Genomic DNA, 25,017 nt, shown 5'->3' with positions numbered 1-25,017 from the left:
GGGTAACCATGCGGAAATTCATCATTATGCTGGCTGCGCTCTTGCCAGCCATGGTAAGTGCCCCCTTACAGGCGAAGGGGGAACGAATGCTGATGGACATCGTCGATGTTCAGGGCGTACGTGATAACCAACTGGTGGGCTATGGCCTGGTGGTTGGCCTGGATGGCAGCGGGGATAAATCCCAGGTGCGCTTTACCAGCCAGTCTGTGGTCAACATGCTCAAGCAGTTTGGTGTTCAGCTTGATGATCGCACCGATCCCAAGTTGAAAAACGTGGCGGCGGTGGCCGTTCACGCCACTGTGCCGCCGATGGCCAGCCCGGGTCAGACCATCAATGTCACCGTATCCTCCATCGGCGATGCCAAAAGCCTGCGGGGCGGGACTTTGATCATGACACCACTGCATGGGATCGACGGCGAGGTGTATGCCGTGGCTCAGGGCAATCTGGTGGTTGGTGGCATCTCCGCCGAGGGACGTAACGGCACGTCAGTGACCATTAACACACCGACGGTTGGTCTGATCCCTTCGGGGGCGATCCTGGAGAACGCCATTCCATCAACCTTCAATGATGGCTCCGATATCGTATTGAACCTGCGCCTGCCGAGCTTCCAGACGGCTCGAAATGTCGAGTTGTCCATCAACGAAGTGTTCGGTCCGGACGTGGCCCGGGCGCAGGATCACGCCAAGGTGATCGTGCAGGCACCCCTGGAACCCCGTCAACGAGTGACCTTTATGTCCATGTTGGAGGAGTTACCGGTGGAGCTGGGACGACAGCGCCCTCGAGTGGTGTTTAACAGTCGCACGGGCACCGTGGTGATTGGTGCCGACGTGCGTCTGCATCAGGCGGCCGTGAGCCATGGCAACCTGACGGTCAGCATCACCGAGAGTCAGTTGGTGAGCCAGCCTGGACCCCTTTCCGGGGGAGAGACACAGGTGATCCAGGATTCGGCCATCGAGATCGATCAGGGGGATGGGCAGATGTTCATCTGGCCGGAAGGCACCTCGCTCGATGAGATCGTGCGGGCGGTCAACAGCCTGGGTGCGGCACCGACGGATCTGATGGCGATCCTTCAGGCATTGGATGAAGCCGGTGCCCTGGAAGCCGAACTGGTGGTGATTTAGGTCGAGATGACAGTGAATAAAGTACAGAACCTGCCCGGCGTGCTCGCCGGGCAAAACCAGACCGCTTCCTCCATTCGCGCCCAACATGGCGAGGAGGGGGCGATCCGTGAGGTGGCACAGCAGTTTGAGGCCCAGTTCCTGCAAACCGTGCTTAAGCATATGCGCAGTGCCAGCGAGGCGCTTAAGGATGAGGAGAGTGCACTGAGCGAAAAGCGCGGCGTATTCCATGACTTCTATGACATGGAGTTGGCGGACACCCTCAGTCGTAAGCAGGGGATCGGCCTGAGTGATGTGATGGTACGTCAACTCGGTGGTGATACCGGCCTAAAGCCCCAGGGGGATGAGGTCGCTTTGACCTCACAAGAACACGATCCGAAGCGGGCGTCTGCCGCGGCCATGGCGCAAAGCAAAGCCATGCAACCGGCGCTGGTGATCCCGCTCTCCATTAAGGAGTCTTAATGAGTCTTTTAGGTAACGGCCTGTCGGGGATCCATGCCTCGCAGGCGGCCCTCTCCGTAGCGTCAAATAACATCGCGAACGCGGCCACTCCGGGATACAGCCGTCAGCAGATCCTGCTCAGTGCCCGTCCCGGAGGCTTCTATGGCGCCGGCAGTGGTGTGCAGGTAGACGGTGTGCGCCGAGTGGCGGATCAGTACCTGACCGCCGCAGTCTGGCAGAACAATACCCAGCTTGGCTTCAACTCGACTAAGGCCTCCTACCTGGGCAAGACCGAAGAGCTGTTTGGCTCCGATGGTTCCAACATCTCCGATGGTCTGGACAGCCTCTATGCGGCGCTCAATGCCTCCATGGAGAGTCCCAATGACATCGCCACCCGCCAGGGGGTGTTGAACGAGGCCCGAGCTTTGGGCAGTCGGTTCAACACCATCAACCAGGGGCTCGACAGTCAGCTCAAACAGATTGAAAACCAGCTGGGGGCGTCGGTCAGCGAGATCAACACGCGGATGCAGCACATTGCCGATCTGAACAAGGAGATCCAGAGTCATAACGCCAGCGGGGATATTCCTGCGGCCTTGCTCGATGCTCGAGATCAGGCGGTCTCTGAGCTGTCGGAGATGCTGGAAGTCCGTACCACGGAAAACAGTGACGGCACCATCAACGTGACCCTGCCTACCGGCCACCCGCTGGTACTGGGTAACAGTGCCGGTACCTTTCATCTGCAACCGGATCCGGATAACCCCCAGTTCTCCAAGCTCAGCCTGACGGTGGGTGGTACGGACTACGCCCTTGACGGCAATGTCGGCGGCACCATGGGGGCACTGTTTGATTACCGGGATAACAGTTGGCAGCAGAGTCGCGACTTTATCGATGAACTGGCGATGAAACTGGCCGATGAGTTCAATGCCGTACTGGCTAACGGTACCGATCTCAATGGCAACAGCCCGACCATGGATCTGTTTACCTATGATCCGGCTAACCCGGCGGGGACAATCCGGGTCACCGATGGGTTTACCGCGGACATGTTGGCCTTTGGTAAAGATGGGACGCCGGGCGACAACTCCAACCTGTTGGATCTGGTCGGCCTGGCCAACAAGAAGTTGGATTTCGACTCCTTGGGTACCAGCGCCACCCTGAACGAGGCGTATGCCTCGAAGCTGGGACAGCTGGGGATCGAAAGCCGCCAGGCCAAGTTGGACGCCGAGACCTCCTATGAGTCCTGGGTACGTGCCATGAACGAGCGGGACAGTGTCAGCGCCGTAAACCTCGATGAGGAGGCGATCAGCCTCATCATCTACCAGCAGCAATACCAAGCGAATGCCAAGGTGATCAGTCTGGCCGACCAGCTGTTCGCTACCGCTTTGAATATGTTTTAAGGGAGTTTGACGATGCGTGTCAGCAGTCAAATGATGCACCGGACCAACTTGATCTCGATGCAGCAAAACGCCACCAACTACGGCCAGGTGATGCATAAGATGTCCACCGGGAAACGGATCAATGTGGCTTCGGACGATCCGCTCGGGGCGGTTCAAACCCTGAGCCTTAAACGTGAGCAAGCGGCACTGAACCAGTACATGGACAATATCGGTGGCCTGCGCATGAGTCTGAGCCGTTCCGAGTCCAACATGGATAACATGAACAATGTTGTGCTGCGGATGCGGGATCTGACCTTGCTGGCGTTCAACGGCGCCAACGGTCCGGCGGAGCGTGAAGGGATCGCCGGTGAGCTTCGCGCGCTGCGGGACTCCCTGGTGGACTACGCCAACGCCAAGGACGAGAAGGGCAAGTACATCTTTGCCGGTAATGAAGTGGATACGCCACCTATTGGCATCGATGCCAACGGTAACTACGTGTACCAGGGGGATGACAGTCAACGGCAGATCCCGGTGGGAGAAGGCAACTTCGTCACGGGCAATGATACCGCCGAACAGCTGTTTTTCTCCGGTGCCGCTGACATCTTTAACAAGATGGAGGAGTGGATCACCGCACTGGAGGATCCGAACCTCGACAGCAATGATCCCGCCTTCCACGCCCTGTTTGAAGAGGCCATGCTGAGCATCGATGATACCTTGGCTGCCATCGGCCAGACCATGACCGAGATCGGTGGTCGGCAAAATGCCATGGATCTGATGGAGACGGCGCACCAGGATATCGGCCTGTTTAACCAGGAACTGATAGGCAACATTGAAGATCTGGACTACGCCGAGGCGAGTCTGGAGTTGGCTACCTATCTGCTGGCGTTGCAGGCAACTCAGCAGAGTTATGCCCAGATCAATCAGATGAGTCTGTTCAACCATATCTAAGGAGAGCCGTTATGGTAACCGCCGTATCCGATGCCTTATCCGTCCAGCAGAGGAAGTCGTCTCAACCTGCGGCCGCCGCAGCCCTGTCTCAACCGCCGAGCAATAGCAAAGCCAAGAGTAAAGGACGGGGCGTGGCTGTGCCCCAGTGGCGCCTGGAAAGCTACCGACGCTGGGCCCAGGTGGGTCAGGGACAGCATCAGATCGCGGCGGCCCAAACCGGTGCCCAGGCCCTTAAACAGGCCAAGGGCCAGTTGGAAAGCCTCAAGCGGCAGGTGGACAGTGCCCTGACTCAGCGCCAGCATGATGGCCAGGCACTGTCCCAGCAGCGTGACCGCTTGCTCGATACCTCGACCTCTTATCAAGGCCAACTGCTGGTGGATCGCCAGTTTAACCTGTTGGGACGTAACGCGGCGCCAGCCCCTCGGCAGTTTGTTACCAAGGGGGTCGATCTGGCCGCGACGAAACCCAGGAACGAACAGGTTCAGGTGCAGCTGGGCAAGGAGCAGGCCTATATCGATCTGCCTGCCGGGCAGGATCGCCAGGCCCTGGCCGAGGTGCTGGATAGTGGCCTTAAGGGGTTGGGGCTGGGCGTTCGCGTCGGCAAGGATGGCCAGGTGTTGCTGCTGCTCAATGAACAGCAGGCGGCGATGCTCGATGGTGGATTATGGATGAGCGGTCAGGGAATGCGGTTACCTGCCGGTCAGCCGGTGGCGATCAAAACCCAGGAGATGCCACCCTGGCAGGATCCCAGGGAGTGGCAGTTTGCCGATCAACAACAGTTGCGGGAGAGCCAGGCCAAGTTGCGTAAGACGCTGGATAAGGTCAATAAGCAACTGGCACAGTTGGACAGCGCTCAGGCTGCGGTCGCCCAGCGGATGACGAAGATCAGCCGGGCAGTGCAGGCCACCGAGGCGGAAATAGAGCAGATCTCCGCCCGTTTTCAGGACAACACCGGCACGGCGCCTTTCCAGGCTCAGATCGTGACCCTGTTGGCCCAGGCAAACCTTACGCGCTCCCAGGTGACGGATCTCTTGAAAAGCTAAGCTTTGTTACACTGGATAACGGCCTTCGGGCCGTTTTTTTATCTCTGCTAATCTGCTGTGCAAACACAATGTAGCGAACTATGGGCCAGCGGCTCCCCGTTACCTTTCCACCTCTCTGTCACCATTGATCTGTCATCAGTGGACTTTTTTCTTCTCCCGTTGTCGATGAGCGGGAAGCCGTCATCTATCCCCCGCCCTTTGTCCCCTGTTGGCTTTTATTACCGTTAGCCGCCCCTGTCCCCTCGAGGAGAGTTGAAATGCGTTGTCGATGCCCTTCTGGAAGCCTTGAGGCACTTCCTGAAGATGGTGCCATGCGAGGGCTGTGGGTTTGCCCTGAGCTGGTGGTGTGTCAAAGGGGGTAGGGGTCAAACGCTGCTGATAGCCACTTGAATCAAAAAGGGCGGACAAGCCAGGGGGCACTAGCAATACTTTGCTGGCCAGCACGGAGTGAGGGCATTCGAAACGACGCTTTGTTGGCTCTTTAATGGGCTTGGCGTGTTGTCAAAAAAATTAATTAAATCAGGATGAAAATGTCAAATGCGTGACACTTTTCTGGGCCGTTCGGGGGGAGCTTGGATCAGATCCTGGTCAAACAGTCGCTGGAACCAGAGGTTGGAGCTGTCATTGTATTGACGGCATGGGGTATATGGGTATTATCGGTTGAAGAGACGGGATTTGAATCCCTTTCCCGTAGTGGAGAAATAATAGAGTGATCAACGTTTTTCTGGTCGACGACCATGCATTGGTTCGTACCGGGATCCGGCGTATTCTGGAAGATGAGCGTGGGATCAAAGTTGTAGGCGAAGCCGAGGACGGTGAGCAGGCGGTGAGCTGGTGTCGTAAAAACAACGTCGACGTTGTGGTAATGGACATGAGTATGCCCGGGATCGGTGGACTGGAATCCACTCGTAAGATCCTGCACTTCAATCCGGATGCCAAGGTGATCATTCTCACCGTCCATACCGAAGAGCCGATCCCATCCAGGGTGATGGCGGCCGGCGCGGCAGGTTTCCTGACCAAGAACGCCCCTCCGGCAGATATGGTTCAGGCGATACGTGCCGTGGCATCGGGTCAACGATACATCGATCCTGTGATTGCGCAGCAGATGGCATTGCGTCCCTTCAGCGCCGAGAATAATCCCTTTGACGAGCTGTCCGACCGTGAGTTGCAGATCACCATGATGGTGACGAACGGCCAGAAGGTTTCCGATATCGCCGAGCAACTCAACATCAGTCCGAAAACGGTGAACGCTTACCGCTATCGCTTGTTTGAAAAGCTTAAGATCAGCGGAGATGTGGAGCTGACCCGCCTGGCGATCCGCTATGGTATGTTGGATGCAGAGAAGATCTGATCCCTGAGATGACCGAACCTTTTGACCATCGGGCGTTTCTGCGCTCGGTGACCAGTGAACCCGGGGTGTATCGTATGTACGATGCTCCCGGGGGCACTGTGATCTATGTGGGCAAAGCCAAAGATCTGAAGAAAAGGCTGAGCTCCTATTTTCGCACCCAGGTCGATAGTGCCAAGACCCGTGCACTGGTGGCGCAGATCCGCCATATCGAAGTGACGGTGACCCACACCGAAACCGATGCCCTGATCCTCGAGCACGACTACATCAAGCAGTACATGCCCAGGTACAATGTGCTGCTGCGGGACGACAAGTCCTACCCCTATATCTTCCTGTCTGAACATCGTCATCCTCGCCTCGCATTCCATCGGGGGGCTCGGCGCGCCAAAGGCAGCTACTTTGGTCCCTATCCCAACGGCGGGGCAGTAAGGGAAAGCCTGCACCTGATGCAGAAGCTGTTTCCGGTACGCCAGTGTGAGGACGCCTTCTATCGTAATCGCAGCCGCCCGTGCCTGCAGTATCAGTTGAAGCGTTGCTCCGGGCCCTGTACCGGGATGATCGCTGACGAGGAGTATGCGCATCAGGTGAGGCTGCTCAAGTTGTTCCTGCAGGGGCAGAGCCAGCAGGTGATCGGCGAACTGGTCGGCAAGATGGAAGCGGCCAGTGGGGCCCTGGAGTTTGAACGGGCCGCACAGTTGCGGGATCAGATCCAGGCCCTGCGCAAGGTCCAGGAGCAGCAAGGTGTCCAGGGGCGGGAGCAGGGAGAGCTGGATGTGATCGGCCTGGCGGTGGAAGGCGGCATGGCGTGTTGCCATCTGCTTTTTGTCCGTAAGGGGCGGATCATGGGCAGTCGAAGCTATTTCCCTAAACTGCCTCGTAATACTGAGCCAGAGGAGGTGCTGGAGTCCTTCTTGCTGCAGTTTTACCTGGGGGGAGGCGAAGACCGGCAGATCCCTAAAGAGATCATCCTTGCTCAAGGGTGTGAGGGGTTGGCGGCCATTGAGCAGGCCATCGGTCGGCACAGCGGTCATGCCGTTTCGCTGAAAACCTCTGTACGCGCCGAACGGGCCCAATTTCAACGTTTGGCTCAGACCAATGCCAACAGCGCCCTGATCTCCAAGCTGGCCCATAAAACCACCATGACGGAGCGATTCCGCCAACTGGCTGAGGCACTGGAGCTGGAGGCGCCCATCGAGCGGATGGAGTGCTTCGATATCAGCCACACCATGGGAGAGAAAACCGTGGCGTCCTGTGTGGTGTTCAATGGCGAAGGGCCCGCCAAGCAGGAATATCGCCGCTATAACATCAATGGGATCACCCCGGGAGATGATTACGCCGCCATGACCCAGGCGTTGACCCGGCGCTATCAGAATACCCAGGATGCCAGCAGTCTGCCGCAGATCCTCTTTATCGACGGGGGCAAGGGGCAGTTGACCCAGGCCGAACAGGTGATGGAGCAGGTCTTGGGGAATACCCAGCTGCCTGTCCCGCTGATGGTTGGGGTTGCCAAGGGCGAGGGGCGAAAACCCGGGCTGGAAACCCTGATCCTCGGTTTTTCCCGAGAGATCGTGGATATTCCCTCTGATGCGCCGGCATTGCACCTGATCCAGCATATTCGGGATGAAGCGCACCGATTCGCCATCAGTGGCCATCGGGCTGCTCGGGGGAAGGCGAGGAAGGAATCGGTGCTGGAGGCGATCCCTGGCGTTGGAGCAAAACGGAGGCAGCAATTGCTCAAGTTTCTTGGTGGTATGCAGGAATTAAAGCGTGCAAGTGTGGCCGAGATCGCTAAAGTGCCAGGGATCAGTTCATCCTTGGCCCAAAAGATCCATGATGCATTGCGTCGATAGCCGTAGATACGGCATGATTGGCGCCAAGTAGTGAAGCCGGGTCAGTTATGAAACTCAATATCCCAAACATCCTAACTCTCATTCGTCTGTTCATGATCCCGGTGTTCGTCGGATTGTTTTATTTCCCCTGGCAAGGTGCCTTTATGGCGGCAGCCATCCTCTTTGTGGTGGCCTCGTTGACCGACGCCCTGGATGGTTACCTGGCGCGCCGGCTGAATCAGTCCACCCCCTTTGGCGCCTTCCTCGATCCTGTCGTCGATAAGTTGATGGTGGCCACGGCGTTGGTGATGTTGGTGGAGCACTATGACAATGGTTGGGTGACACTGGCCGCCATCGTAATGATTGGCAGAGAGATCGTGATCTCCGCTTTGCGTGAGTGGATGGCGGAGATGGGGAAACGTGGCATTGTTGCCGTATCCTGGCTGGGGAAGTTTAAAACCGCCGCCCAGATGATCGCCATTACCGGATTGATTGCACAGTACAATGAGCTGGTGACGAACATCTCTCTGGGCCTGTTGTATGTGGCTACTTTCTTGACCATCTGGTCCATGTTCTCCTATATCCGTGCCGCCTGGAGCGATCTGACCCGTCACGGCTAACAGATACACACGGATCGCCGCCTTGCTGAGCAAGCTGCTTGAAAAGGCGGCAAACGATTCATTTCCTTGAAAACAGGCGTTGACCTAAGGGAAGGGATCCGTAGAATACGTCTCGTCTTCCGGGGAAACGAGCTTTCTCAAGAAGCCGGAGCCGAAAGGTTCCAAGTAATGCGGCACTAGCTCAGTTGGTAGAGCGCAACCTTGCCAAGGTTGAGGTCACGAGTTCGAACCTCGTGTGCCGCTCCAAATTCTCGGATTTGTCTTGTTTAAGGCGGATTTGAAACACAGTTATATGGCGCGTTGGCAGAGTGGCTATGCAGCGGATTGCAAATCCGTGGACCTCGGTTCGACTCCGGGACGCGCCTCCATATAGCCAGTTGGGTCTTTCACCTTGCTGCACTCGTTGCCCGAGTGGTGGAATTGGTAGACACAAGGGATTTAAAATCCCTCGCTCTTAGAGTGTGCCGGTTCAAGTCCGGCCTCGGGTACCATTCTTGCTTTGCCAATTCGGCAAGAGTGACAACAAGCCAGCCTAGCGCTGGTTTTTTTGTGTCTGTAATTTGGCGATGTTTGGCTGTGCTACTAGATGTTTGGCTGTGCTACTAGATGTTTGGCTGTGCTACTAGATGTTTGGCTGTGCTACTAGATGTTTGGCTGTGCTACTAACAGAAGCGGAAGCTCTGCCGCGGGACCACTCTTGCTTTGCCACTGTTCACGACAAGCTCGGCAAGAATGACAACAATCCAGCCTAGCGCTGGTTTTTTTGTGCCTGGAATTTGGCTATCCGTCGTATCACGACTCTCCTATCTCCTTAGCGTATCTGGCCTGTTCTGGTCGTCTTGATGCATTCCCCTGTCCGTATACTGTAAACGCGCTCCTGGTCCCTGTGCGGGCTTCCTGTGCATGGTTGCTGCTGCGGGTAGCGGTGGGTGATCGTCGCTAGAGTATCGGATGGAGATGGCTGAGGTTGGGGCAGGGGAGGGTTTACGGGCTGGGTACTGTCTGTGGGTGGCTAGATACACAAAAGGCGCTGCTCAGCTACGGGGGATCGCTAAGCGAGCTGATCCCGTATCGGGCTGAAACAACGCCTGTTGTGTGCCAGACAGGGGTAGGCTGTTTGATCGCTCCATCAACCCAAGGACGTGGATCGCATCCAACGAGTGAGCCAACAGAGCCAGCCTAACCAACTGACGCTGTTTATCTTATGTGCAGGTTGGCTGGAGGTCAATGATGATCTCCGAGGTGCATTCAGCTTGTGTTTGGGGGTATTCGGGTGGATCAGTGTTTGTCAGGCTCGTGGCCGGTGCGGGAGCATGAGGCAAGCTATTTTTGCTTACCTCAGTGTTTAGGTTACGGCATGTTGTTTACGGTAACAAAAGCAAACACGAGTACTATGAAACATAGAAGAAATATTCCGGCAGTTGAGCCGTTACTCTGTCCGATTTCTTCTTGAGGTTGGGCATCTATAGTAGCTGCATTCACTACTTTATCGCCTGTTGCACAAGAATTGGCACTTTTTGCACTTTCAACAATATTCTTCACTACATCATCAGTCATTGCGGACTCTCCCAACGCAATGAATACGCGAGAGAGTTCTTCTTCGGCAAACTCATGCTTTTCATCTGGGAGTTGAGCTTTGATACTTGCCAACTTTTCCTGGACAACTGTCACGTATTGCTTTGCAACACGCCATTTTTCGCATTCTAGTGTTGGGTTAGTTACCTCAAGTGCATCAGTGTGCGAACTGGTAGCACCCTCCACATTTACAGAAATTTCCCCTTTTGAGTTCTTCTTCATCATTAGTAGAATAATGTGGAATACACCTGTAACAACGAGGGCAGGTGGTACAGTGAGAAGAGCAATAAAATGCACAATAAACATCATGATGTTCACGGTTGAAATCCTCTTGAGCGTATGTCTTTTTAAGCCATATCAAAGTTGTGACTGTAGCAGTCGTCATCCTATCGCTATTTTCGGTTATTTAGCCAGAACATGATCACATCAGCCTGTCCATCTCTGCGCTACTTTTAGTGCTTACCCCCACTTCCTATCCATATCCTGAAACCTTGTCCTGACTTCTGTGCGAAAGCGCCAGGCGTCTTTGCGCTGCGAGATTAGCTGGACTGATTATCGCTAGGGATTGATGGCTAGAATGTCGTGGGGCAGGAGGGGCAGGGTTCTGGTCCGGGTACGGTCTTCTCAGGTCCAGAAACACAAAAGACGCTGATCAGCTTCCAGAGGTCCGCAAAGCAGTTTTACTCTGGATCGATGCTGAAACAACGTCTTCCATGTGCCAGATGCGATTAGGCTGTTGAGTGCTCTATCAGCGCAAGATCGCGGATCGCATCCCTCGGGGGGGCCAACAGAACCAGCCTAACCGACTGACGCTGTTTATCTTATGTGCTGAGGAGGTGGCGAGCAAGCGCGACATCTGACGCTGATTCGGTTTTTGGTGGCGGGATAGCGGTTGGGTTGGTACTTGGGATGCTGCTGGGTGTGGACGGTGCTGTAGTTTAGGCTCTCAGGTGCACGCGGTGGAGTGTTCACTCTATACAAAGGACTCTTCGGCAATATCTGCTTTAGGGAAAATGCACGTGATACCTCCGCTAGCTATTGCAAACTTATGGCTGTTAGCGGCTTGAAAAGCTGTATCTGAATGCAATGACTGCGGTGCTAATACTCGAACTGTATCTTGACTCTTTGGAGAGTGAACGGCCTCAAGGTCCTTCGAATAGTTGTTCTGAGTCTTTAACCCCGCATATAGCCGTATTTCGGAAAGCAGCGCCTCCAAGCGTTGATAGCTAAGTACGACAGGGTAGTAAGGCAAGCTAACAGCATGACAAACATCACCTGCGTCGGTTCTTCGTATGTACTCCACCGAGAATGCGGATTCGCTATCAACCGAGATGCCAAGAGGTCTCATTCGTTCTAGAAAGTCGGAAACCACATTCAGGAAACGGTCTTCGTGTTCAACAGCCTCGAGTTCGTTGCTTAGCCAAACTGGGAAGTCAGTTGAGTAAGCTGATAAGTGTTCGGCAACCGCATTATTGTATTGAAACTCGACGTGCTTAGGTGAATTTCCTGGAAATACAGCATGGTACAAGCGCCTTGCATCGATTTTGAAGTTAAATCGCTCCTCTAATTCAGAGCAAAATTCAGCAAACTCCCGACGGTGCATAAAGTAGTTGTTCGCCATATTATGTTCTGTAGTGAGCTCGATTTGTGCATCTGCCCGCTCAATCTGAGCATCTGTTCGGGCAATCTGACGCTCTGTCTGCACAGAACGCTTTAGGACAGTGATGATACCGAGAGCAGGTATCAGGCCAGCGAGGCCGGTTAGGGGTACCTTGAGCACCTCACTGAAGAAGGTGTTGATACCACTGACCGAGATATCTGACGGCATGGTTAGCGCAGCAAGCCCTATCTGAACGGTGGCAATGATGAGCAGGGTACCGCCACCCCACTTCAGGGCGCGGTTAAACCACCGGTCGTACTGATCCTGTTGAATATCGAGAGGTGATTTATCCTGCGTGTCACGTTCCATGCTGCTGTACCGTATTCCTTTAGTTCGAACACTTTATCAGCAAGAACAAGCAGTCGTCATTACCGAACCTCAATGTTGATGAGGCTGATGAGTTGGTGCAGATTACGGTGGCAGAGTCGATGGGCGGGATTACTCAGGGCTCGCCGTGAGAAGTGGACGGCGAGCCTTATAGGAGATTGACAAGGTCAGGCGTCCACTTTTGCTTTGGCTTGAGGCGAATTTCTCTAGCGTTTCGCCATTTCGTCTAGGTTATTACCCTTCTTACCATCGCGATTTGTACGGATATAGCTGCTGCCATCCGATAGTTTGACTACGTGGGCATTGGATGAGCCACCACGTTCAACGATAGGCTTGGCTCTATCAACTGAAGTGAAGTTAGAATTTCCTTCAAACTTTACGGCAGTGATTACACCATTGGAATTAGCGCGAGCATCAATGATTTTTCGAGAGGCAGGTTTGTGGGAAGTATATTTCTTGCGTGTCATGGGCCTTTCCTTTTCAAAGTGATAGAAAACGAAACGCGGCTCGATCCATAGAGCCTTCAACCCAAAATCCATGTCAAACAGTACTTTAACAAACATCGGTGTGTAAGTTGAATGTTATGTGTGCGTGAGTGACATTTTGTTGTCCGAGTTCTAATGCGACAATTAAGTTGCAGGTCTAGTGCGGCATCAAATCAGGATTATCACTCGATATATGCCCCTCAATACCAAGGAGGCATTGAGGTATCTCGTTAGGATCATTTCAGTGAAGCTGAGCCGATGATGCGGGCTAAGGTCAGCGGCTATAGTCGGTGGGTTGCGCGAGGGTTGAGATGGGAAATCAGGCGGATGTCACAGGGAAAGTTAACCCAATATCCCGATATCCCCTGCGGGGATATAGAATCATCCACAGTGTTAAAAAACTGGTGTTGCACAACTGCCGTCCATGGCTGCTTGTGCAAGACCAGTGCTCGGGAGAGCCACTGTAGCGTTCCATCAACATGCCATCAGTTCAGTGAACTGACACGACGAGAGAAACGAGATCCTATATCAATGATTTGTTGGTGCGAACGGTCGGTTGGTGATTGGGGTTAAGCCCTATCAATAGCAGCAGACAGGTCCTGGCTACCCCAGTTCGATTACCTCGTCACCCACCTTGATGCGGCACCCCCTCCATCATCACCATGGCACGTGATCATAGACCCGATACCATGCCTCGCTTTGCACGACTCTTAACCGTTCAGTATTCGGCCCGTAATGAGGCTTAATCATCGGGGTTAGCTAGTACCAGGTCATCCATAAAAGAGTCGTTGAGAGTCGAAAAGACAACGCTGCCGATGCTACCTGGTGGCGAAATGCGTCGATTAGCGACCCACTCCAGTCCCCGTAACAACCTGAAGCTCAAACACATATTAAATAAATGATGTGTATTGAACCTAGGGGGACCAATGGACAAGAAATTCAAGTTCACCACAGCCAGCCTCAAAGCCCTTCCAGCAAATCCAGCGTCATCGAAAGCCACAGAGCTGGAGTTTAGCGATACCGAAGTGATCGGACTCAAGTGCCTATGCGGTAAATCGGGGTCTAAGCGGTTCTTGCTGCGCTACACCTTCATGGGTAAGAAGACCAGCATAGGCATTGGTCGCTTCCCCGATGTGGACTTGGCGACGGCAAGGAAGGTTGCCAGGAAGTACCGAAGCCAGATAGCGGAAGGCATCGATCCAAAGGCCGAAAGGGACAACTACCGCGCCATGCCGACAGTGGGGCAGTTCTTCAATGAGTCATACCTGCCATTGGCGAAGAAACGCAAACGCAGTTGGGGCCATGATCAAACCCGTTTCATTGCCCACTGTAAGGGAATAGCCAAGTTGCCATATAGCCAACTCAAGGCGGCTCATATCATGCAGATCCAGATGGAGATGAGCGAGGGCAACCATAAGCGTGGAGAATATGCCCCTGCGACCTGCAATCGGGTGACGGCCATGCTCAAGTCCATGGGCAAACTGGCGGAACGGTTGCTTGATCTTCCCAATGTGGCCATGCGAGTGCCGCTGCTGCCGGAGAACAATGTGCGCACCCGATACTGCGATGTGGATGAAACCAGAAGGCTGATAGGTGAAGCCAGACGGTACCGATGTAAGCGCAGGGGATCGTTCATCGCACTGCTTTTCCTGATCGGCTGTCGGGATTCGGAGTTGCGATTGCGGCGCTGGGAAGAGTTAGATCTGGAGAAGGGCACCTTGATCGTGCCACGAACCAAGAACGGCACTTCCAATGTGATCTACCTTTCCGAACTGGCGATAGAGATCTTCCGTGAGATCCCGAAGGCGACTGGCAGTCCTTTCATCTTTGCTGGCTGGAAGAAGCATAAGGCGATGGGCCAACCGCGCACGGCTTTCAAGTTGATCAAGGAACGGGCGGGCATCAAAGATCCCAACGAGGTGCTGTTTCACACGGCGAGGCATTCCGTGGCAAGTAACTTGATCTCATCCGGCACAGATATCGGCACCGTACAACGAGTCCTCAACCACAAGAGTATTTCCAGCACCTTGCGCTACGCCAAGCTCAGTGAAGGACGACTAAGGCAAACCGCAGAGCACCTATCGCAAATGATTGAGCAGTCACCACCGCCTACATCGGATTAACTGCTTACTACGTCCGAACCACCTAACCATATGGCCCCATGATGAACCTTCGTCATGGGGCTTTTCTATTTCAGGGAGAAACACCATGCATGTGATCAGAGACATCAACCAGATCGACAAGCTGCCAATCGCCAAGGGCATCAAGGAAGAAGTGATCCGTCTACTGCTGGAGCCATTTGACGGCGATGTTCGGGTAGCCATGGATCTATGGAATGAAACGGCCACCGTCCTGCTACTGCTCGAACCAAATGATACCGACGACAACCTGGCTGAGGATCATGCCGAGTGCCAATCCATATTGCAGTTCGTCAGCGACTATCCGGAGTTCGCGATGGTGATTGAAGGCAAGCCGGAACCCTACCTCATGGCATTGGCGATCATGACCGATGACGGAGGGGGCTGCTATCTGCTGGCTCCGATATCCCACAACAGCCAAATTGTGACAGCACTCAAGCAGCACCTCAAAGCCCAATACAAGGAGCGTTTCCTATGACCCGTAAACAGACCAACAGCAAAGCCAAGGTTACCGAGGCATCGACGGTTGAACCCGTCGAAGTCACCCAGCCGGACACCACCGATGATGGCAATGAGCAAGGCCAAGCCGGTGAGCCGAGCCAAACCGAACCATCAACTAGTCAGCCTGATACACCGAAACCATCCGCACCCATCTATAAGGTCGTGCTCGAAGGCAAAGCGTTAAAGCTTAGCCCCAAGACCGATAAACATGTGCTGTTCGTGGTGGCGGTCAACAATGATGACGATCAGCTCTACCTGCGACTGAGCGGTAATGAGGGCGGGGGGCTGCACTCTAAGGAATGGCTGCTTCTTCAATCCATTTTTGATCTGCTGGATAAACAGGGTAACGCGCCGTTCGCCAGTTCCAGATTGAAGCCGTTGTTCAAAAGCGGCAGTGCCAATAAAGCCGGTTTCTTAGCGGCGGTACTGCGGAGTCCGGATGCAGGGCTGACCGTTCAATCCGAAGCAAGCCGCTTTCAACACCAATGTTCGCCGGACTACGTCAAACGCAAAACAGCCTGGCTCAAATTGGCCGAAACCCCGTAAAACATTCCCGCCATACCTGCACCGCTGCAAGCCCACTGCCTAGACCTGCTCAAAGCGCGGTCATTATGCGCCGTTAGCCATTTCATATTTCCAGTCAGATCACTAAGCCCGTAAGCACCCATCAAAGCCACCTAAATACCGCCATCCGGAAGATCGAAACCGATGTGTCCGTGTGTCGCAGAGAAGTGGGTCCAAGGGGCCAGTGATGGCGCAGGAGGAGGTCGGCAAGGTGGTGGGGGATAACGGCAAACAGCATCGGTTTAAGGGCTGTCTGGACTGATGAGGCGGGGCGGGAGGCGTTACCGAAACCTGCGCGGGACTTTACATCCTGCGTAACCAGAAGCGGCTTGCCATCTGATCGGCTGGCCGCATTAACCCGAGAGCAAAGGAGTAACAATGAAGATAAACCCGATAGCGGATAACTCGGTGATCGAGATCGAAGATCCGGCAGAGAACAAAAGGCGAGTGACGGTCAAGCTGAGTAAGTCTGGTGCCAAGAAGGGGGCGGCGATAGGCGGTATGCTGGGCGCTCGCTTGGGTCCACAAGGGGCAGTCGTTGGTGCGGTCGCTGGTGGAGCCGTGGGGGCCATACTCGGACCCGATGACTAGGGCGGTGCCATCGGAGCTACGTTAAGCTCCGATGGCTAGAGAGGTTGGGGCGGCATAGTGCTGCCCCCTATTTTTATTGCGCTTACGAGGCTTAGCCAGGCAGTGCATAGTATCTATTCCAAATTTTAGTAGTGGCTTGGGTTAAAGAGCTATGAAGTCGTTAACTCACGATCTCACAGATCTCAGCTAAATACGTTTCGACCGTATCGAAGGACGGGCGGGGAGATAAGCTCTTGGACTGCATCAAGCGATGCTGCATGAGAACGGGCAATTGCCGCTTAAGAGGGTTTTGGCCGCCATAGGACTCGATAAACGCAACAAACTCATGTAGTCGCGCATCGCACTCCAGCGGGAGCTTGCTGGCAACCTCCGAGTAACTCTCGCGCAAGAAGAAAAGTTGGTCTTGTAGGTCATTCGTTAGATTATCCATGGTTAGTTTCTCCGGATAGGGTTGAGTTGAGGGTTTGTTGGCGGCACGTATCCTCGATGGCCGCCATTAACTGAGCTGAGGCCTTTTTGTACCCCCAGCCAGGTTGAGCGGACAGGCGCTGGTGGAAAGCGCGACGGAGTTGATGGATGGTCTCGTCTGGCAGTTGATCACCGATGACCTCGGCAATGGCCCATTCAAAGTCGAGCTTAAGCGCCGCAGTATTTTTATTGCTCTTAGTACGAGCGAGACGCATAAATGCGCGATGAATTTCAAGGAACTTAGTCATGAGTTTTGTCCTCTAGTTGACTATTAAAAAAGACCCAGGAGGGCCGGTACACCTTCGACGGAGTGGCGGGCTGAATGGCCTTCACTAGCTCATCGGAGATCTGTTGCTGCAGTTCAGCCCTTTCGACGGGGATGAATGCAATGATTCGGTTACGGAAACCGCGAACTACCACACCCTGATGTCGACCAGAGTGAGGTTCGATGGCGAGGACACTGTTTTGGCGGATGAGGTCACCGTCGGGCAACTCTATGAATTGATTCTTGTCACGTTCCGAAGCAGATTTAAGCTTCTGCCGGAGTGAAGCCGCCGCTTCAGTAGCCGCCACATCATCGGCAAAGGTCCGATAGTCAATACAATCACCAGCAGCCCCCTTAACAGAGACGGCGGTGCGGTGGCGCACCATGGCGTGTATCGCACTAGGGCGAATCACACCACCGGAGAAACGTTCGATTATCGTAGTGACCTTTGACATTGCCTTGCACCTCGCTGGCTCGCTGATCGTCTTGTTATGTGGAATCTACATGGCGATATCGATCGCTCAAAGCTGGCGGCATGGTTTTTGGTTCTGTTTTTGCTTGTTGTTTTGGGTGAATGTGCAATTTCACTTCCTGCCTTGGACAAGGCGCAAAAAGTTCGTCAAAGAGGTTTAAGCAGTCATCAAGGCAGATAATGGGGCGAACAAAAAAAGAACAAAACAGGATGTGAAGGCTGTTGAGACAGGCTAGGGCGGTAGGATCTGTCGAATTGCCACCGACTCAAAAAAAAGAACGAAGCTGACCCGAGAAGCTACGAAATTAACGATACCCGCGTTCTAGCACCATCGAGGTTTTCCCTTATGGGATAGGGGCTGAGAGGCAGGTGATAGAAAAGACATAATGGTATGGTGACATACCGCGACCCTCTTCTGGCTTTATTGGCATCATCCTGCTGCGGAACCGATCACCTCAAGCCGACCTGATGTGAGTATCGATAGCAGGGTGGGTAGCGTGGTATTACATACCATAGTGTTTCCTCTACGATCGGCTTCAAAACCTTGATATGTCTGGGTTTGTGCGCGTAAGCTAGAACGCTAATATGGGTCATTTCGTAGTTGTTTTTATTCAGACCAAAGGGATGTGGTTGATGGTAGTGCCGAGTGAAAAGGCAGCAAAGTTGGCAGGGAGCCGAGCTGTTGATGATGAGTTGGATCAGTTCCATGCCGACCTGCAAACCCCTCCAGACCCGAGTGTGGCTGATGATGAGCTAGACGACTTCTTTACTGGCTTGGTTGATAGCGCTGTTTCCCCCGAATCGGTTGATAGTGAGATTGATGATTATTACACCTCGATCCTGACTGCGCCGTGGGAAGCGATCCGAGGGGGTGGCGAGAATGTCCATATTGGCATCGACACCGAGTACGTCTACAACGAGCAGACCAACAGTAACGACATCCTGAGCTACCAGTATTACCTGATCTGCGGTGATTATCATATGTCGAAGGTGGAGCTGACTCCGGTGGCCGATGAGATCAAAAAGTCCCGTGCTGCTGGCAAGTCTCCCGAGGATGAACAGAAGGTCATTAAGCGGATCAAGACCCCCCGTAAGACCTTCGATAACTACCTTGTTGATATTCTCGAAACTGCACGGTTTCGTGGTTTTATCGACGAGTGGCCGAAGAACATCTACATCTATGCCCACTTCATGCGGGCCGATCTCGCTTCGTTCAAGGCGTTCTGGGATGTGGGTAAAGGGAACGGTAGTGAAAGCAAACTGGCCGTGATCCGGAACACCGTGGCCTCAGTGCGAGGAGCCTACGGGATAGATGTGGAAGCCGTGGGTCGTTCTCGTCGCCGTCTTGAGCCGGTTCATTTGGTTGATAAGAACCGCAATAAGAAAGAGTCCAAGGTGCGCTTTGTCGACACCATGCTGCTGGCACCAGGTCGTTCAACCCTCGATGCTTTGGGTGAGTTGATTGGTATACCCAAGTTGAAGCTGCCCGAAGGTTACCGCATCGACCGTATGGATGAGCTTCTCGTGGGTGATGAGCAGGCGTTTCGAGCTTATGCCCTGAGAGATGCTGAGATCGCCGTGAAGTACGGATTGGCGATGCAGGAATTTGCACTGGCCGATCTGTCTTCTGATCTCGATATCCATATGAAAGAGGTGCCTTCGACTCTGGGTAACTTCGCCGTATCGCTGTTTCGCCACATTGCCGGTGATAAGCACGATCTCAATCGTCTGCTGGGTAAGCAGATCCATAAGCGTCAGTTCTGGCATGATGGTCAGAAGAAGACCATGGAGCGGGAAGAAGTTGTACTGTCACCTGCACGTAAGCTCTTTGAAGATCTGGCGATTGACTGTTACCACGGTGGGCGGAATGAGTGTTACACCTTCGGGCCAACGGCGATCGGTGAATTCAATGACTTTGATTTGGCTGGGGCCTACACCACGGGCTTAGTTGATCTGCTGCCTGTCGATTATCAGCGTGCCTATACCTCTACTGATGTGGAGGATTACATTGGTCACAAGCTGGGCTTTGCTTATGTCCGTTTCAAGTTCCCAGCTAAGACCCGATTCCCGTCCTTGCCTGTTCGAACCGATATGTATGGGCTTTATTACCCCTTAGACGGTATGTCGTATTGCACCGCACCGGAGATCGAGGTTGCTCATAACATGGGGTGTGAGCTTGAGATCCAATTCGGGGTGGTGGTGCCTTGGGTCGAGGGTGCCAAGCCTCTGTTCAAGAAGTTTACGCAGATCATTCGGTACCAACGCGGTAAGTATGCCGAAAGCTGTGAGGTGCTGAAGGAGAAGCTGTGGAAGGAGATTGGGAACTCGCTATACGGCAAACTGGGGCAAGGTCTGAAGGGCAAGAACGGCTTTGACTCTGGCACTGGTTTTAGCAAGACCATTCCTCATTCACCGATCACCAATCCTTACTTTGCAGCCCACGTGACTGGTTTCGTCCGAGCGGTCATGTCCGAAATGCTTGCGGCGACCCCAGATGACGTTTCCATCATTAGTGCCACCACCGATGGTTACTTGACCGACTCCACTGAAGAGCAATTGGATATCAGCGGGCCGATAAGCCATCGTTTCATTCAGATCTGCGAGCAGTTTGGTGATGGTGAGATGATCAAGTTAAAGCATCGGGTCAAGCAGGTGATTGCCATGAAGACCCGAGGCCAATTGACGGGTGAGGTGTTTGATCCTGTAGATCCCAGCGATCCAGTGTCAGTGAAAGCCGTGAAACCAGTCATCGCTAAGGCCGGAGTGAAGCCCCCGCAGTCAGAAACCGACGAGAACCGCTATATGGTGGCATTGTTCCTAGACCGGTTTGCTGGGCAGAAAGTCTCGAATAACTCACTGGTATCAGCCCGTGACATGTATCTGAAGGAGATGGATCTGATTGAGATCCATCGGGAAAAGTTCCTGAATCTGGACTTCGACTTCAAACGTAAGCCGGTTAATCCCCGTATGGTTTCGGTAAGGCATCCGATCAGTGGTGAGATCATTGAACATATTGCTTTCGATACAGTACCTTGGGAGACCGAACAGCATGGTCAGCAGGCCAGAGCGTTGTTTGATGGTTGGCGGAAAGGGAACTGTCTCAAGACCCTGGCTGACTGGGATAACTGGCAGGATTACTACCTGACGGTGCCACGGTTGAAGGGAACGCGTCTGCATTACACCGAGAATGGCTCTCAGGATGTGCTGCACCGACTGGCGTTACGGGCTATCACTCAGGGTAAATGGGGCATGGAGAAGCGCATAGTGAACGGTAAGCGGATGACCAACAAGCAGATCGCTGATGAGTTCACTGCGGCTGGCTTTCCGACATCCAAAACCGATGTTGATAACGCGAGATCGGCTAAATCAATGCCCGAACAATGCTTGGATGGTACAGCGCCGAAGTTGAAGAAGTTGCTGGCTTGGTTGCAGAAGGTGTACCCGATTATGCAGGTTAAACATTTTTGTTTGAATGAGCCTCGCTCATTGAGAGGTATTTAATTGATGATCGCTAAACGTATTGAACGATGGTTGTCACGATGGAAGCGTCACCGTTCTGTTACTGCTGACGACATTGTGTCTTTCTCCTTAGGTACAGACCGTGGCCTGAACCGAGAAGAAAACCAAGACAGGATAGTTGTTGCTCGAATTGAAGGAGCAAACGCTTACTCGGCCCCTTTGTTCGTAGCTGCTATATCCGATGGAATGGGTGGAATGATCGATGGGAAGAGTTGTTCAATTCTCACAATTTCTCATGTCGTTGAGTCTCTATTTTCAGGTTCAGACTCGTGCTTATCGACGCGTATTACAAAAGCAATATCAGTAGCGAATGATGCGGTCTACGAGCGTTTTTCCGGTAATGGCGGGGCAACACTTTCATTGATTGTTATGGATGAGCGGTCTGGAGCCTCCTACGTTGCCAATGTGGGTGACAGCAGGGTTTATGGGCATACTGAAGGTCAGCTACAGCGTTTGACAATTGATGACTCCATGGAAGAGCGCGTGGGAGGGCAAGGTAAAGGATTGCTCCAGTTCATTGGTATGGGATATGGGATAAAGCCAGAGGTAAACCCAATCGAAAGTGCTTTTGAACAGTTTTTAATAACTACTGATGGGGTCCATTTTGTGGATCAGACCACTATGCAAAGTGTGGTCGATCATAGCGAGCTCAAACCTGTCAGGGCAGTTCAGCGCCTCTTAGCTTTGGCTGGCTGGTGTGGTAGTCCCGATAATGCCTCAGTTGCTGTACTGAATGTTGAAAAAGTACTTGAGAGGAAGATATACCCTGGACTCTTTGACGAAGAGAGTTCGGTTCCTGCCATAGAGCTTACAGATCCCTTCGGTGAACTGAGTATGGAAGTGTCTCCGTCGCTTGAAGTTGAGCCAACTGCTGGTGAGGATTCTGCGCGAATTAAGGGTGATGAAGGCACTAGCGGGTCTGTTGTAGACGGCGACCAGCAATCGGATGTTGAAGCAACCTCTTCAGCTATTGATGAGGCAGATGAGGAAGGCACGGTTGTTATCGCTGACGATAAGCCAAGACGGAAAAAACGTGCATCTAAAGTTCAAAAAACAGAAGCTGACGAAGAACAAATTCAGCTCGTCATCAGGGATGTTGACAGTAGCGACCAGGAGGGTTCGTCATGATTTTTCCGGAACGCTATGAGTTAGATCCTGACACTACCCTCAACTCTGGTGGTATGGGGGACGTGTTTATCTGTCGCGATAGACACTTGAAGCGTAAAGTGTTGATTAAAGTCTTGCAGGCAGGGCAAGAGCATAGGCGATTCATAGATGAGCAGCGTGCACTGATTCAATTACGTTCCCGGCATGTTGTCCAGTTGTTCGACTCCATTGTTATTCAGCGCGATGGAGTTGATTGTAATGCGCTTGTGATGGAGTTCATCGAGGGGCGGGAGGTTCCAGTTAATGGCTATGTCGCAGGTGAAGAGTTCACCAGAACGATGTGGCAAGTTGCAGCCGGTCTCAGAGATATTCACGGGGCTGGAATCGTGCACAGGGATATAAAGCCAAACAATGTGCTAATCGGTGATGATGACATTGTCAAAATTATTGATTTTGGCTTGGCTCGTCCGATAACAAACGCAAGCACGTGCTCAGTGATTGGCACACCCGCTTTTATGGCTCCAGAGCTTTGGGGGCAACCGCAAATCAATTTTGATCATAAGGTGGACGTGTATGCATTTGGGGTTCTAGCTATCGCAATGCTTGGGGTTCCTGCCCCACCTGGTTTGACTGCTCAACCTCCTTTAAATGTTGGAAATGGTTGGTTGGCTGCACTTGCCCCTTCATTGGAACCCGAGTTGACCTCACTGATTGAGCAGTGCATTAGCTATAGAAAGGACGACCGTCCATCAATGTCAGAAGTTGAATTGGTCCTCAGGAAGCACTTGCTAAAGGATCAACATAGTGGGTTATTTGTACTGAATGGGCGTGAGTCTTACATAAGTGCCACACGTCGCTCGGTTACATTGACATATGGAAATGTGGGGACGATTGAGGTCCACTATGACGGTTTTAGTTTTTGCATTCGAAGTGTCTCCGGGGCTGTAAATGTTAATAACATCGCAGCAGCTATTGGAGACGATCTTCCCGCAGCATGTGTTGTTACCTTTGGAACCGTTGGAGGGCAAAGGGCGTTCGTTACATTTGACGTTTCTAACCCGGAGGTGATGGTATGATTCTGCCTAATACGCTAGTTGGTGGTCGCTACCGCGTAGTGTCTCACGTTGGCAATGGTGGTATGCAAGAAGTCTATCGCGCGAACGATGAGTTGCTGCATATTGAAGTTGCGCTAAAAACCCCTTTGCCCGGTCAAGCTGACAAGCGATTTGAGCGAAGTGCAGTAGTATCCGCCAAGGTTAACAATCATCATGTTGCAAAAACTTTGGATTATTTTGTCGATGGTGATCGTCCTTTCCTTGTTGAGGAATTTGTAGCTGGTGAAGACCTCGAGAAAAAGTTGCGACGACTAGGGCTACTTGATCCTCATCTTGGAGCGCATGTATTACACCATCTGTCTAAGGGGGTTTTTGCTTCACATCGTTGTGGGGTGATTCATCGTGATCTAAAGCCCAGTAATGTGATGGTATCTGGAGGACTGAATGTCCACGAGTTGAAGGTGACAGACTTCGGGATTGCCACTTTAACTCAGGAGGTCTTTGAAGAAGCGGCTCAGGCTGGTGATCTCACGCAGTCACATTCGGGAACCGTGAAGGGTGCTCTTCCTTATATGTCGCCGGAATTGATGTTCCCTGGTGATGGCATCGAGCCTGACCGACCGACCGACATTTGGTCAATAGGGGCAATGATGTATCAGCTCTTAACGGGAGAGTATCCATTTGGCGTGTACTTGGAAGCTGCGGTGAATGTTCGGGGCAATAACCGGAAACCGTGGCCTGACTTTATGACTTCAAAGCCACAGTTTTCTCCGCTTGCGAGGCAACTGCAAGAGCTTGTTGATAGCTGTTTGGAGTATAGACCTGAGGATCGACCAACAGCTGAGGAACTGGTTAAAGCTTGTCAAAACCTACGTTATTTGGCCGTTGAGCGTTCCGAAGCCAGAGTATACCGATTGATTCAAAATGGCTTTAGTGGTTTTGCTTCGAACGATAGGGAAGAGGTGTTCTTCAGTATGGAAAGTGTGTACGGGCCGGTACGACCAAACGACAGTGATCGTAATCGCATCTTGTATAGTTGCTTTGCTGGAGCGCCAAACCCGAGGGCACACCCAGTTTGTGTGTTACCTCAATAGACGTGAGTTCAGGTGCCCAATCGCTGAAACCCTTGCCAGCTGCCGGTTTCAGCGATGCGCTTACTCTAGGCTGTGAGTCGGCGGCAGTTCGGTGGCGCAGCGTTTGAGTCAGATTTCCTTGTGCGCCATGGTCTGTTTGCGGTTGTTGCTGCGAGGTTGGCGGATCTCTATGACGCGCATAGAGAAATTGGGTTCAATTTAAAATCCCTTGCTCTTATCTGCACGATATATGAGGAGTCTGTGGCTGAAACCCTTGCCTGCTGCCGGTTTCAGCCCTGTCGGCTATGGTGACGGGTCTCTTTTTAAAATCCCTTGCTGTTGTTGGATCTATTGATGATGTTGGCGCACTTGACTGGATTGTTGATCGAGACGAATACGAAGGAGGGATGGCAAACAGCTGTACCTCCTTTTTTGTACGAAATTATAGTTTTGCGCGTTCTTGATGCAGATTTGAAACCCAGTGCTGGCAAGGGGTA

Annotated in this window: 21 protein-coding genes and 3 tRNA genes; 19 read left to right on the top strand and 5 right to left on the bottom strand. The window is 53.0% G+C overall.

The genetic code is table 11. The features are described from left to right. Positions 1 to 8: 8 nt before the first annotated feature. The 11 genes from AC2D8U_RS07070 to AC2D8U_RS07020 all read left to right on the top strand — a co-directional run bounded on the left by AC2D8U_RS07070 (position 9) and on the right by AC2D8U_RS07020 (position 9,211). Positions 9 to 1,121, top strand: coding sequence for a flagellar basal body P-ring protein FlgI (locus tag AC2D8U_RS07070; RefSeq protein ID WP_484618353.1), 1,113 nt, complete (start codon positions 9 to 11; stop codon positions 1,119 to 1,121). Positions 1,122 to 1,133: 12 nt separating this feature from the next. Further along, positions 1,134 to 1,580 (top strand): rod-binding protein, encoded by a 447-nt coding sequence (locus tag AC2D8U_RS07065; RefSeq protein WP_484618352.1) that lies wholly within the window; start codon positions 1,134 to 1,136, stop codon positions 1,578 to 1,580. Further along, entirely contained in the window at positions 1,580 to 2,953 is a 1,374-nt protein-coding gene (gene flgK / locus AC2D8U_RS07060; protein ID WP_484618351.1) for a flagellar hook-associated protein FlgK, read from the top strand. The genes AC2D8U_RS07065 and flgK overlap by 1 nt, the downstream gene beginning before the upstream one ends. 12 nt (positions 2,954 to 2,965) lie before the next feature. Beyond that, positions 2,966 to 3,880, top strand: coding sequence for a flagellar hook-associated protein FlgL (flgL, locus tag AC2D8U_RS07055; protein WP_484618350.1), 915 nt, complete (start codon positions 2,966 to 2,968; stop codon positions 3,878 to 3,880). A gap of 11 nt (positions 3,881 to 3,891) precedes the next feature. Then, entirely contained in the window at positions 3,892 to 4,923 is a 1,032-nt protein-coding gene (locus tag AC2D8U_RS07050; RefSeq protein WP_484618349.1) for a hypothetical protein, read from the top strand. 709 nt (positions 4,924 to 5,632) lie between these two features. Further along, entirely contained in the window at positions 5,633 to 6,274 is a 642-nt protein-coding gene (uvrY, locus tag AC2D8U_RS07045) for a UvrY/SirA/GacA family response regulator transcription factor (protein WP_484618348.1), read from the top strand. An 8-nt stretch (positions 6,275 to 6,282) separates the two neighbouring features. Continuing rightward, a complete protein-coding gene (gene uvrC, locus AC2D8U_RS07040) occupies positions 6,283 to 8,121 on the top strand; it encodes an excinuclease ABC subunit UvrC (RefSeq protein ID WP_484618347.1) in 1,839 nt (612 codons plus the stop codon). A gap of 47 nt (positions 8,122 to 8,168) precedes the next feature. Then, complete coding sequence (gene pgsA, locus AC2D8U_RS07035) at positions 8,169 to 8,720, top strand: CDP-diacylglycerol--glycerol-3-phosphate 3-phosphatidyltransferase (RefSeq protein ID WP_484618346.1); 552 nt, start codon at positions 8,169 to 8,171, stop codon at positions 8,718 to 8,720. Between the two features lie 170 nt (positions 8,721 to 8,890). Continuing rightward, positions 8,891 to 8,966: transfer RNA gene (locus AC2D8U_RS07030), tRNA-Gly, on the top strand. A 48-nt stretch (positions 8,967 to 9,014) separates the two neighbouring features. Beyond that, positions 9,015 to 9,088 (top strand) — tRNA-Cys (locus tag AC2D8U_RS07025). Between the two features lie 37 nt (positions 9,089 to 9,125). Continuing rightward, positions 9,126 to 9,211 (top strand) — tRNA-Leu (locus AC2D8U_RS07020). Between the two features lie 859 nt (positions 9,212 to 10,070). Here AC2D8U_RS07020 and AC2D8U_RS07015 read toward each other — a convergent pair. From AC2D8U_RS07015 to AC2D8U_RS07005, 3 genes are all read right to left on the bottom strand, one after another. Continuing rightward, a complete protein-coding gene (locus AC2D8U_RS07015; protein WP_484618345.1) occupies positions 10,071 to 10,613 on the bottom strand; it encodes a hypothetical protein in 543 nt (180 codons plus the stop codon). A gap of 655 nt (positions 10,614 to 11,268) precedes the next feature. Next, positions 11,269 to 12,264, bottom strand: a complete 996-nt coding sequence (locus tag AC2D8U_RS07010; RefSeq protein WP_484618344.1) for a hypothetical protein — start codon at positions 12,262 to 12,264, stop codon at positions 11,269 to 11,271. A gap of 224 nt (positions 12,265 to 12,488) precedes the next feature. Then, on the bottom strand, positions 12,489 to 12,749 hold the full coding sequence (locus tag AC2D8U_RS07005) for a DUF3892 domain-containing protein (protein ID WP_484618343.1): 261 nt from the start codon (positions 12,747 to 12,749) through the stop codon (positions 12,489 to 12,491). Positions 12,750 to 13,693: 944 nt separating this feature from the next. Here AC2D8U_RS07005 and AC2D8U_RS07000 point away from each other — a divergent pair. The 4 genes from AC2D8U_RS07000 (at position 13,694) to AC2D8U_RS06985 (ending at position 16,561) form a co-directional block, all read left to right on the top strand. Further along, complete coding sequence (locus AC2D8U_RS07000) at positions 13,694 to 14,890, top strand: tyrosine-type recombinase/integrase (RefSeq protein WP_484618342.1); 1,197 nt, start codon at positions 13,694 to 13,696, stop codon at positions 14,888 to 14,890. 85 nt (positions 14,891 to 14,975) lie between these two features. Further along, the gene (locus AC2D8U_RS06995; RefSeq protein ID WP_484618341.1) at positions 14,976 to 15,383 is read left to right on the top strand and encodes a hypothetical protein; all 408 of its coding nucleotides are present in this window, start codon (positions 14,976 to 14,978) and stop codon (positions 15,381 to 15,383) included. Next, entirely contained in the window at positions 15,380 to 15,952 is a 573-nt protein-coding gene (locus tag AC2D8U_RS06990; RefSeq protein ID WP_484618340.1) for a hypothetical protein, read from the top strand. The genes AC2D8U_RS06995 and AC2D8U_RS06990 overlap by 4 nt, the downstream gene beginning before the upstream one ends. A gap of 396 nt (positions 15,953 to 16,348) precedes the next feature. Beyond that, positions 16,349 to 16,561, top strand: coding sequence for a hypothetical protein (locus AC2D8U_RS06985; RefSeq protein ID WP_484618339.1), 213 nt, complete (start codon positions 16,349 to 16,351; stop codon positions 16,559 to 16,561). 422 nt (positions 16,562 to 16,983) lie between these two features. Here the strand turns inward: AC2D8U_RS06985 and AC2D8U_RS06980 are convergent, their stop codons facing one another. Next, positions 16,984 to 17,277, bottom strand: a complete 294-nt coding sequence (locus AC2D8U_RS06980; RefSeq protein WP_484618338.1) for a hypothetical protein — start codon at positions 17,275 to 17,277, stop codon at positions 16,984 to 16,986. After that, positions 17,270 to 17,749, bottom strand: a complete 480-nt coding sequence (locus tag AC2D8U_RS06975) for a hypothetical protein (RefSeq protein ID WP_484618337.1) — start codon at positions 17,747 to 17,749, stop codon at positions 17,270 to 17,272. Before AC2D8U_RS06975 ends, AC2D8U_RS06980 begins: the two co-directional genes overlap by 8 nt. Before the next feature lie 602 nt (positions 17,750 to 18,351). On the opposite strand from AC2D8U_RS06975, the gene AC2D8U_RS06970 reads away from it, so the two are divergent. From AC2D8U_RS06970 to AC2D8U_RS06955, 4 genes are read left to right on the top strand one after another with little or no spacing between them, the layout of a single operon-like run. After that, positions 18,352 to 21,267, top strand: coding sequence for a DNA polymerase (locus tag AC2D8U_RS06970; RefSeq protein WP_484618336.1), 2,916 nt, complete (start codon positions 18,352 to 18,354; stop codon positions 21,265 to 21,267). Then, a complete protein-coding gene (locus AC2D8U_RS06965; protein ID WP_484618335.1) occupies positions 21,268 to 22,413 on the top strand; it encodes a PP2C family protein-serine/threonine phosphatase in 1,146 nt (381 codons plus the stop codon). Then, on the top strand, positions 22,410 to 23,468 hold the full coding sequence (locus tag AC2D8U_RS06960) for a serine/threonine-protein kinase (RefSeq protein ID WP_484618334.1): 1,059 nt from the start codon (positions 22,410 to 22,412) through the stop codon (positions 23,466 to 23,468). The genes AC2D8U_RS06965 and AC2D8U_RS06960 overlap by 4 nt, the downstream gene beginning before the upstream one ends. Further along, on the top strand, positions 23,465 to 24,541 hold the full coding sequence (locus tag AC2D8U_RS06955) for a serine/threonine-protein kinase (protein ID WP_484618333.1): 1,077 nt from the start codon (positions 23,465 to 23,467) through the stop codon (positions 24,539 to 24,541). The genes AC2D8U_RS06960 and AC2D8U_RS06955 overlap by 4 nt, the downstream gene beginning before the upstream one ends. The last annotated feature ends 476 nt before the right edge of the window (positions 24,542 to 25,017 follow it).

It is taken from the genome of Ferrimonas sp. YIN67 (assembly GCF_057219095.1).
The sequence above is the reverse complement of the archived record's forward strand: the minus strand, read 5'-3'. Positions and strand labels throughout refer to the sequence as shown.

What these genes read in the sequence shown, in the direction of transcription:
- AC2D8U_RS06980 (WP_484618338.1), bottom strand. Translation starts at nt 17,277, where the DNA reads ATGACTAAGTTCCTTGAAATTCATCGCGCATTTATGCGTCTCGCTCGT.
- uvrC (WP_484618347.1), top strand. Translation starts at nt 6,283, where the DNA reads ATGACCGAACCTTTTGACCATCGGGCGTTTCTGCGCTCGGTGACCAGT.
- AC2D8U_RS07050 (WP_484618349.1), top strand. Translation starts at nt 3,892, where the DNA reads ATGGTAACCGCCGTATCCGATGCCTTATCCGTCCAGCAGAGGAAGTCG.
- flgK (WP_484618351.1), top strand. Translation starts at nt 1,580, where the DNA reads ATGAGTCTTTTAGGTAACGGCCTGTCGGGGATCCATGCCTCGCAGGCG.
- AC2D8U_RS07010 (WP_484618344.1), bottom strand. Translation starts at nt 12,264, where the DNA reads ATGGAACGTGACACGCAGGATAAATCACCTCTCGATATTCAACAGGAT.
- AC2D8U_RS06985 (WP_484618339.1), top strand. Translation starts at nt 16,349, where the DNA reads ATGAAGATAAACCCGATAGCGGATAACTCGGTGATCGAGATCGAAGAT.
- AC2D8U_RS06970 (WP_484618336.1), top strand. Translation starts at nt 18,352, where the DNA reads ATGGGTCATTTCGTAGTTGTTTTTATTCAGACCAAAGGGATGTGGTTG.
- AC2D8U_RS06975 (WP_484618337.1), bottom strand. Translation starts at nt 17,749, where the DNA reads ATGTCAAAGGTCACTACGATAATCGAACGTTTCTCCGGTGGTGTGATT.
- AC2D8U_RS07005 (WP_484618343.1), bottom strand. Translation starts at nt 12,749, where the DNA reads ATGACACGCAAGAAATATACTTCCCACAAACCTGCCTCTCGAAAAATC.
- flgL (WP_484618350.1), top strand. Translation starts at nt 2,966, where the DNA reads ATGCGTGTCAGCAGTCAAATGATGCACCGGACCAACTTGATCTCGATG.
- AC2D8U_RS06955 (WP_484618333.1), top strand. Translation starts at nt 23,465, where the DNA reads ATGATTCTGCCTAATACGCTAGTTGGTGGTCGCTACCGCGTAGTGTCT.
- AC2D8U_RS06960 (WP_484618334.1), top strand. Translation starts at nt 22,410, where the DNA reads ATGATTTTTCCGGAACGCTATGAGTTAGATCCTGACACTACCCTCAAC.
- AC2D8U_RS07000 (WP_484618342.1), top strand. Translation starts at nt 13,694, where the DNA reads ATGGACAAGAAATTCAAGTTCACCACAGCCAGCCTCAAAGCCCTTCCA.
- AC2D8U_RS06990 (WP_484618340.1), top strand. Translation starts at nt 15,380, where the DNA reads ATGACCCGTAAACAGACCAACAGCAAAGCCAAGGTTACCGAGGCATCG.
- AC2D8U_RS06995 (WP_484618341.1), top strand. Translation starts at nt 14,976, where the DNA reads ATGCATGTGATCAGAGACATCAACCAGATCGACAAGCTGCCAATCGCC.
- pgsA (WP_484618346.1), top strand. Translation starts at nt 8,169, where the DNA reads ATGAAACTCAATATCCCAAACATCCTAACTCTCATTCGTCTGTTCATG.
- AC2D8U_RS07070 (WP_484618353.1), top strand. Translation starts at nt 9, where the DNA reads ATGCGGAAATTCATCATTATGCTGGCTGCGCTCTTGCCAGCCATGGTA.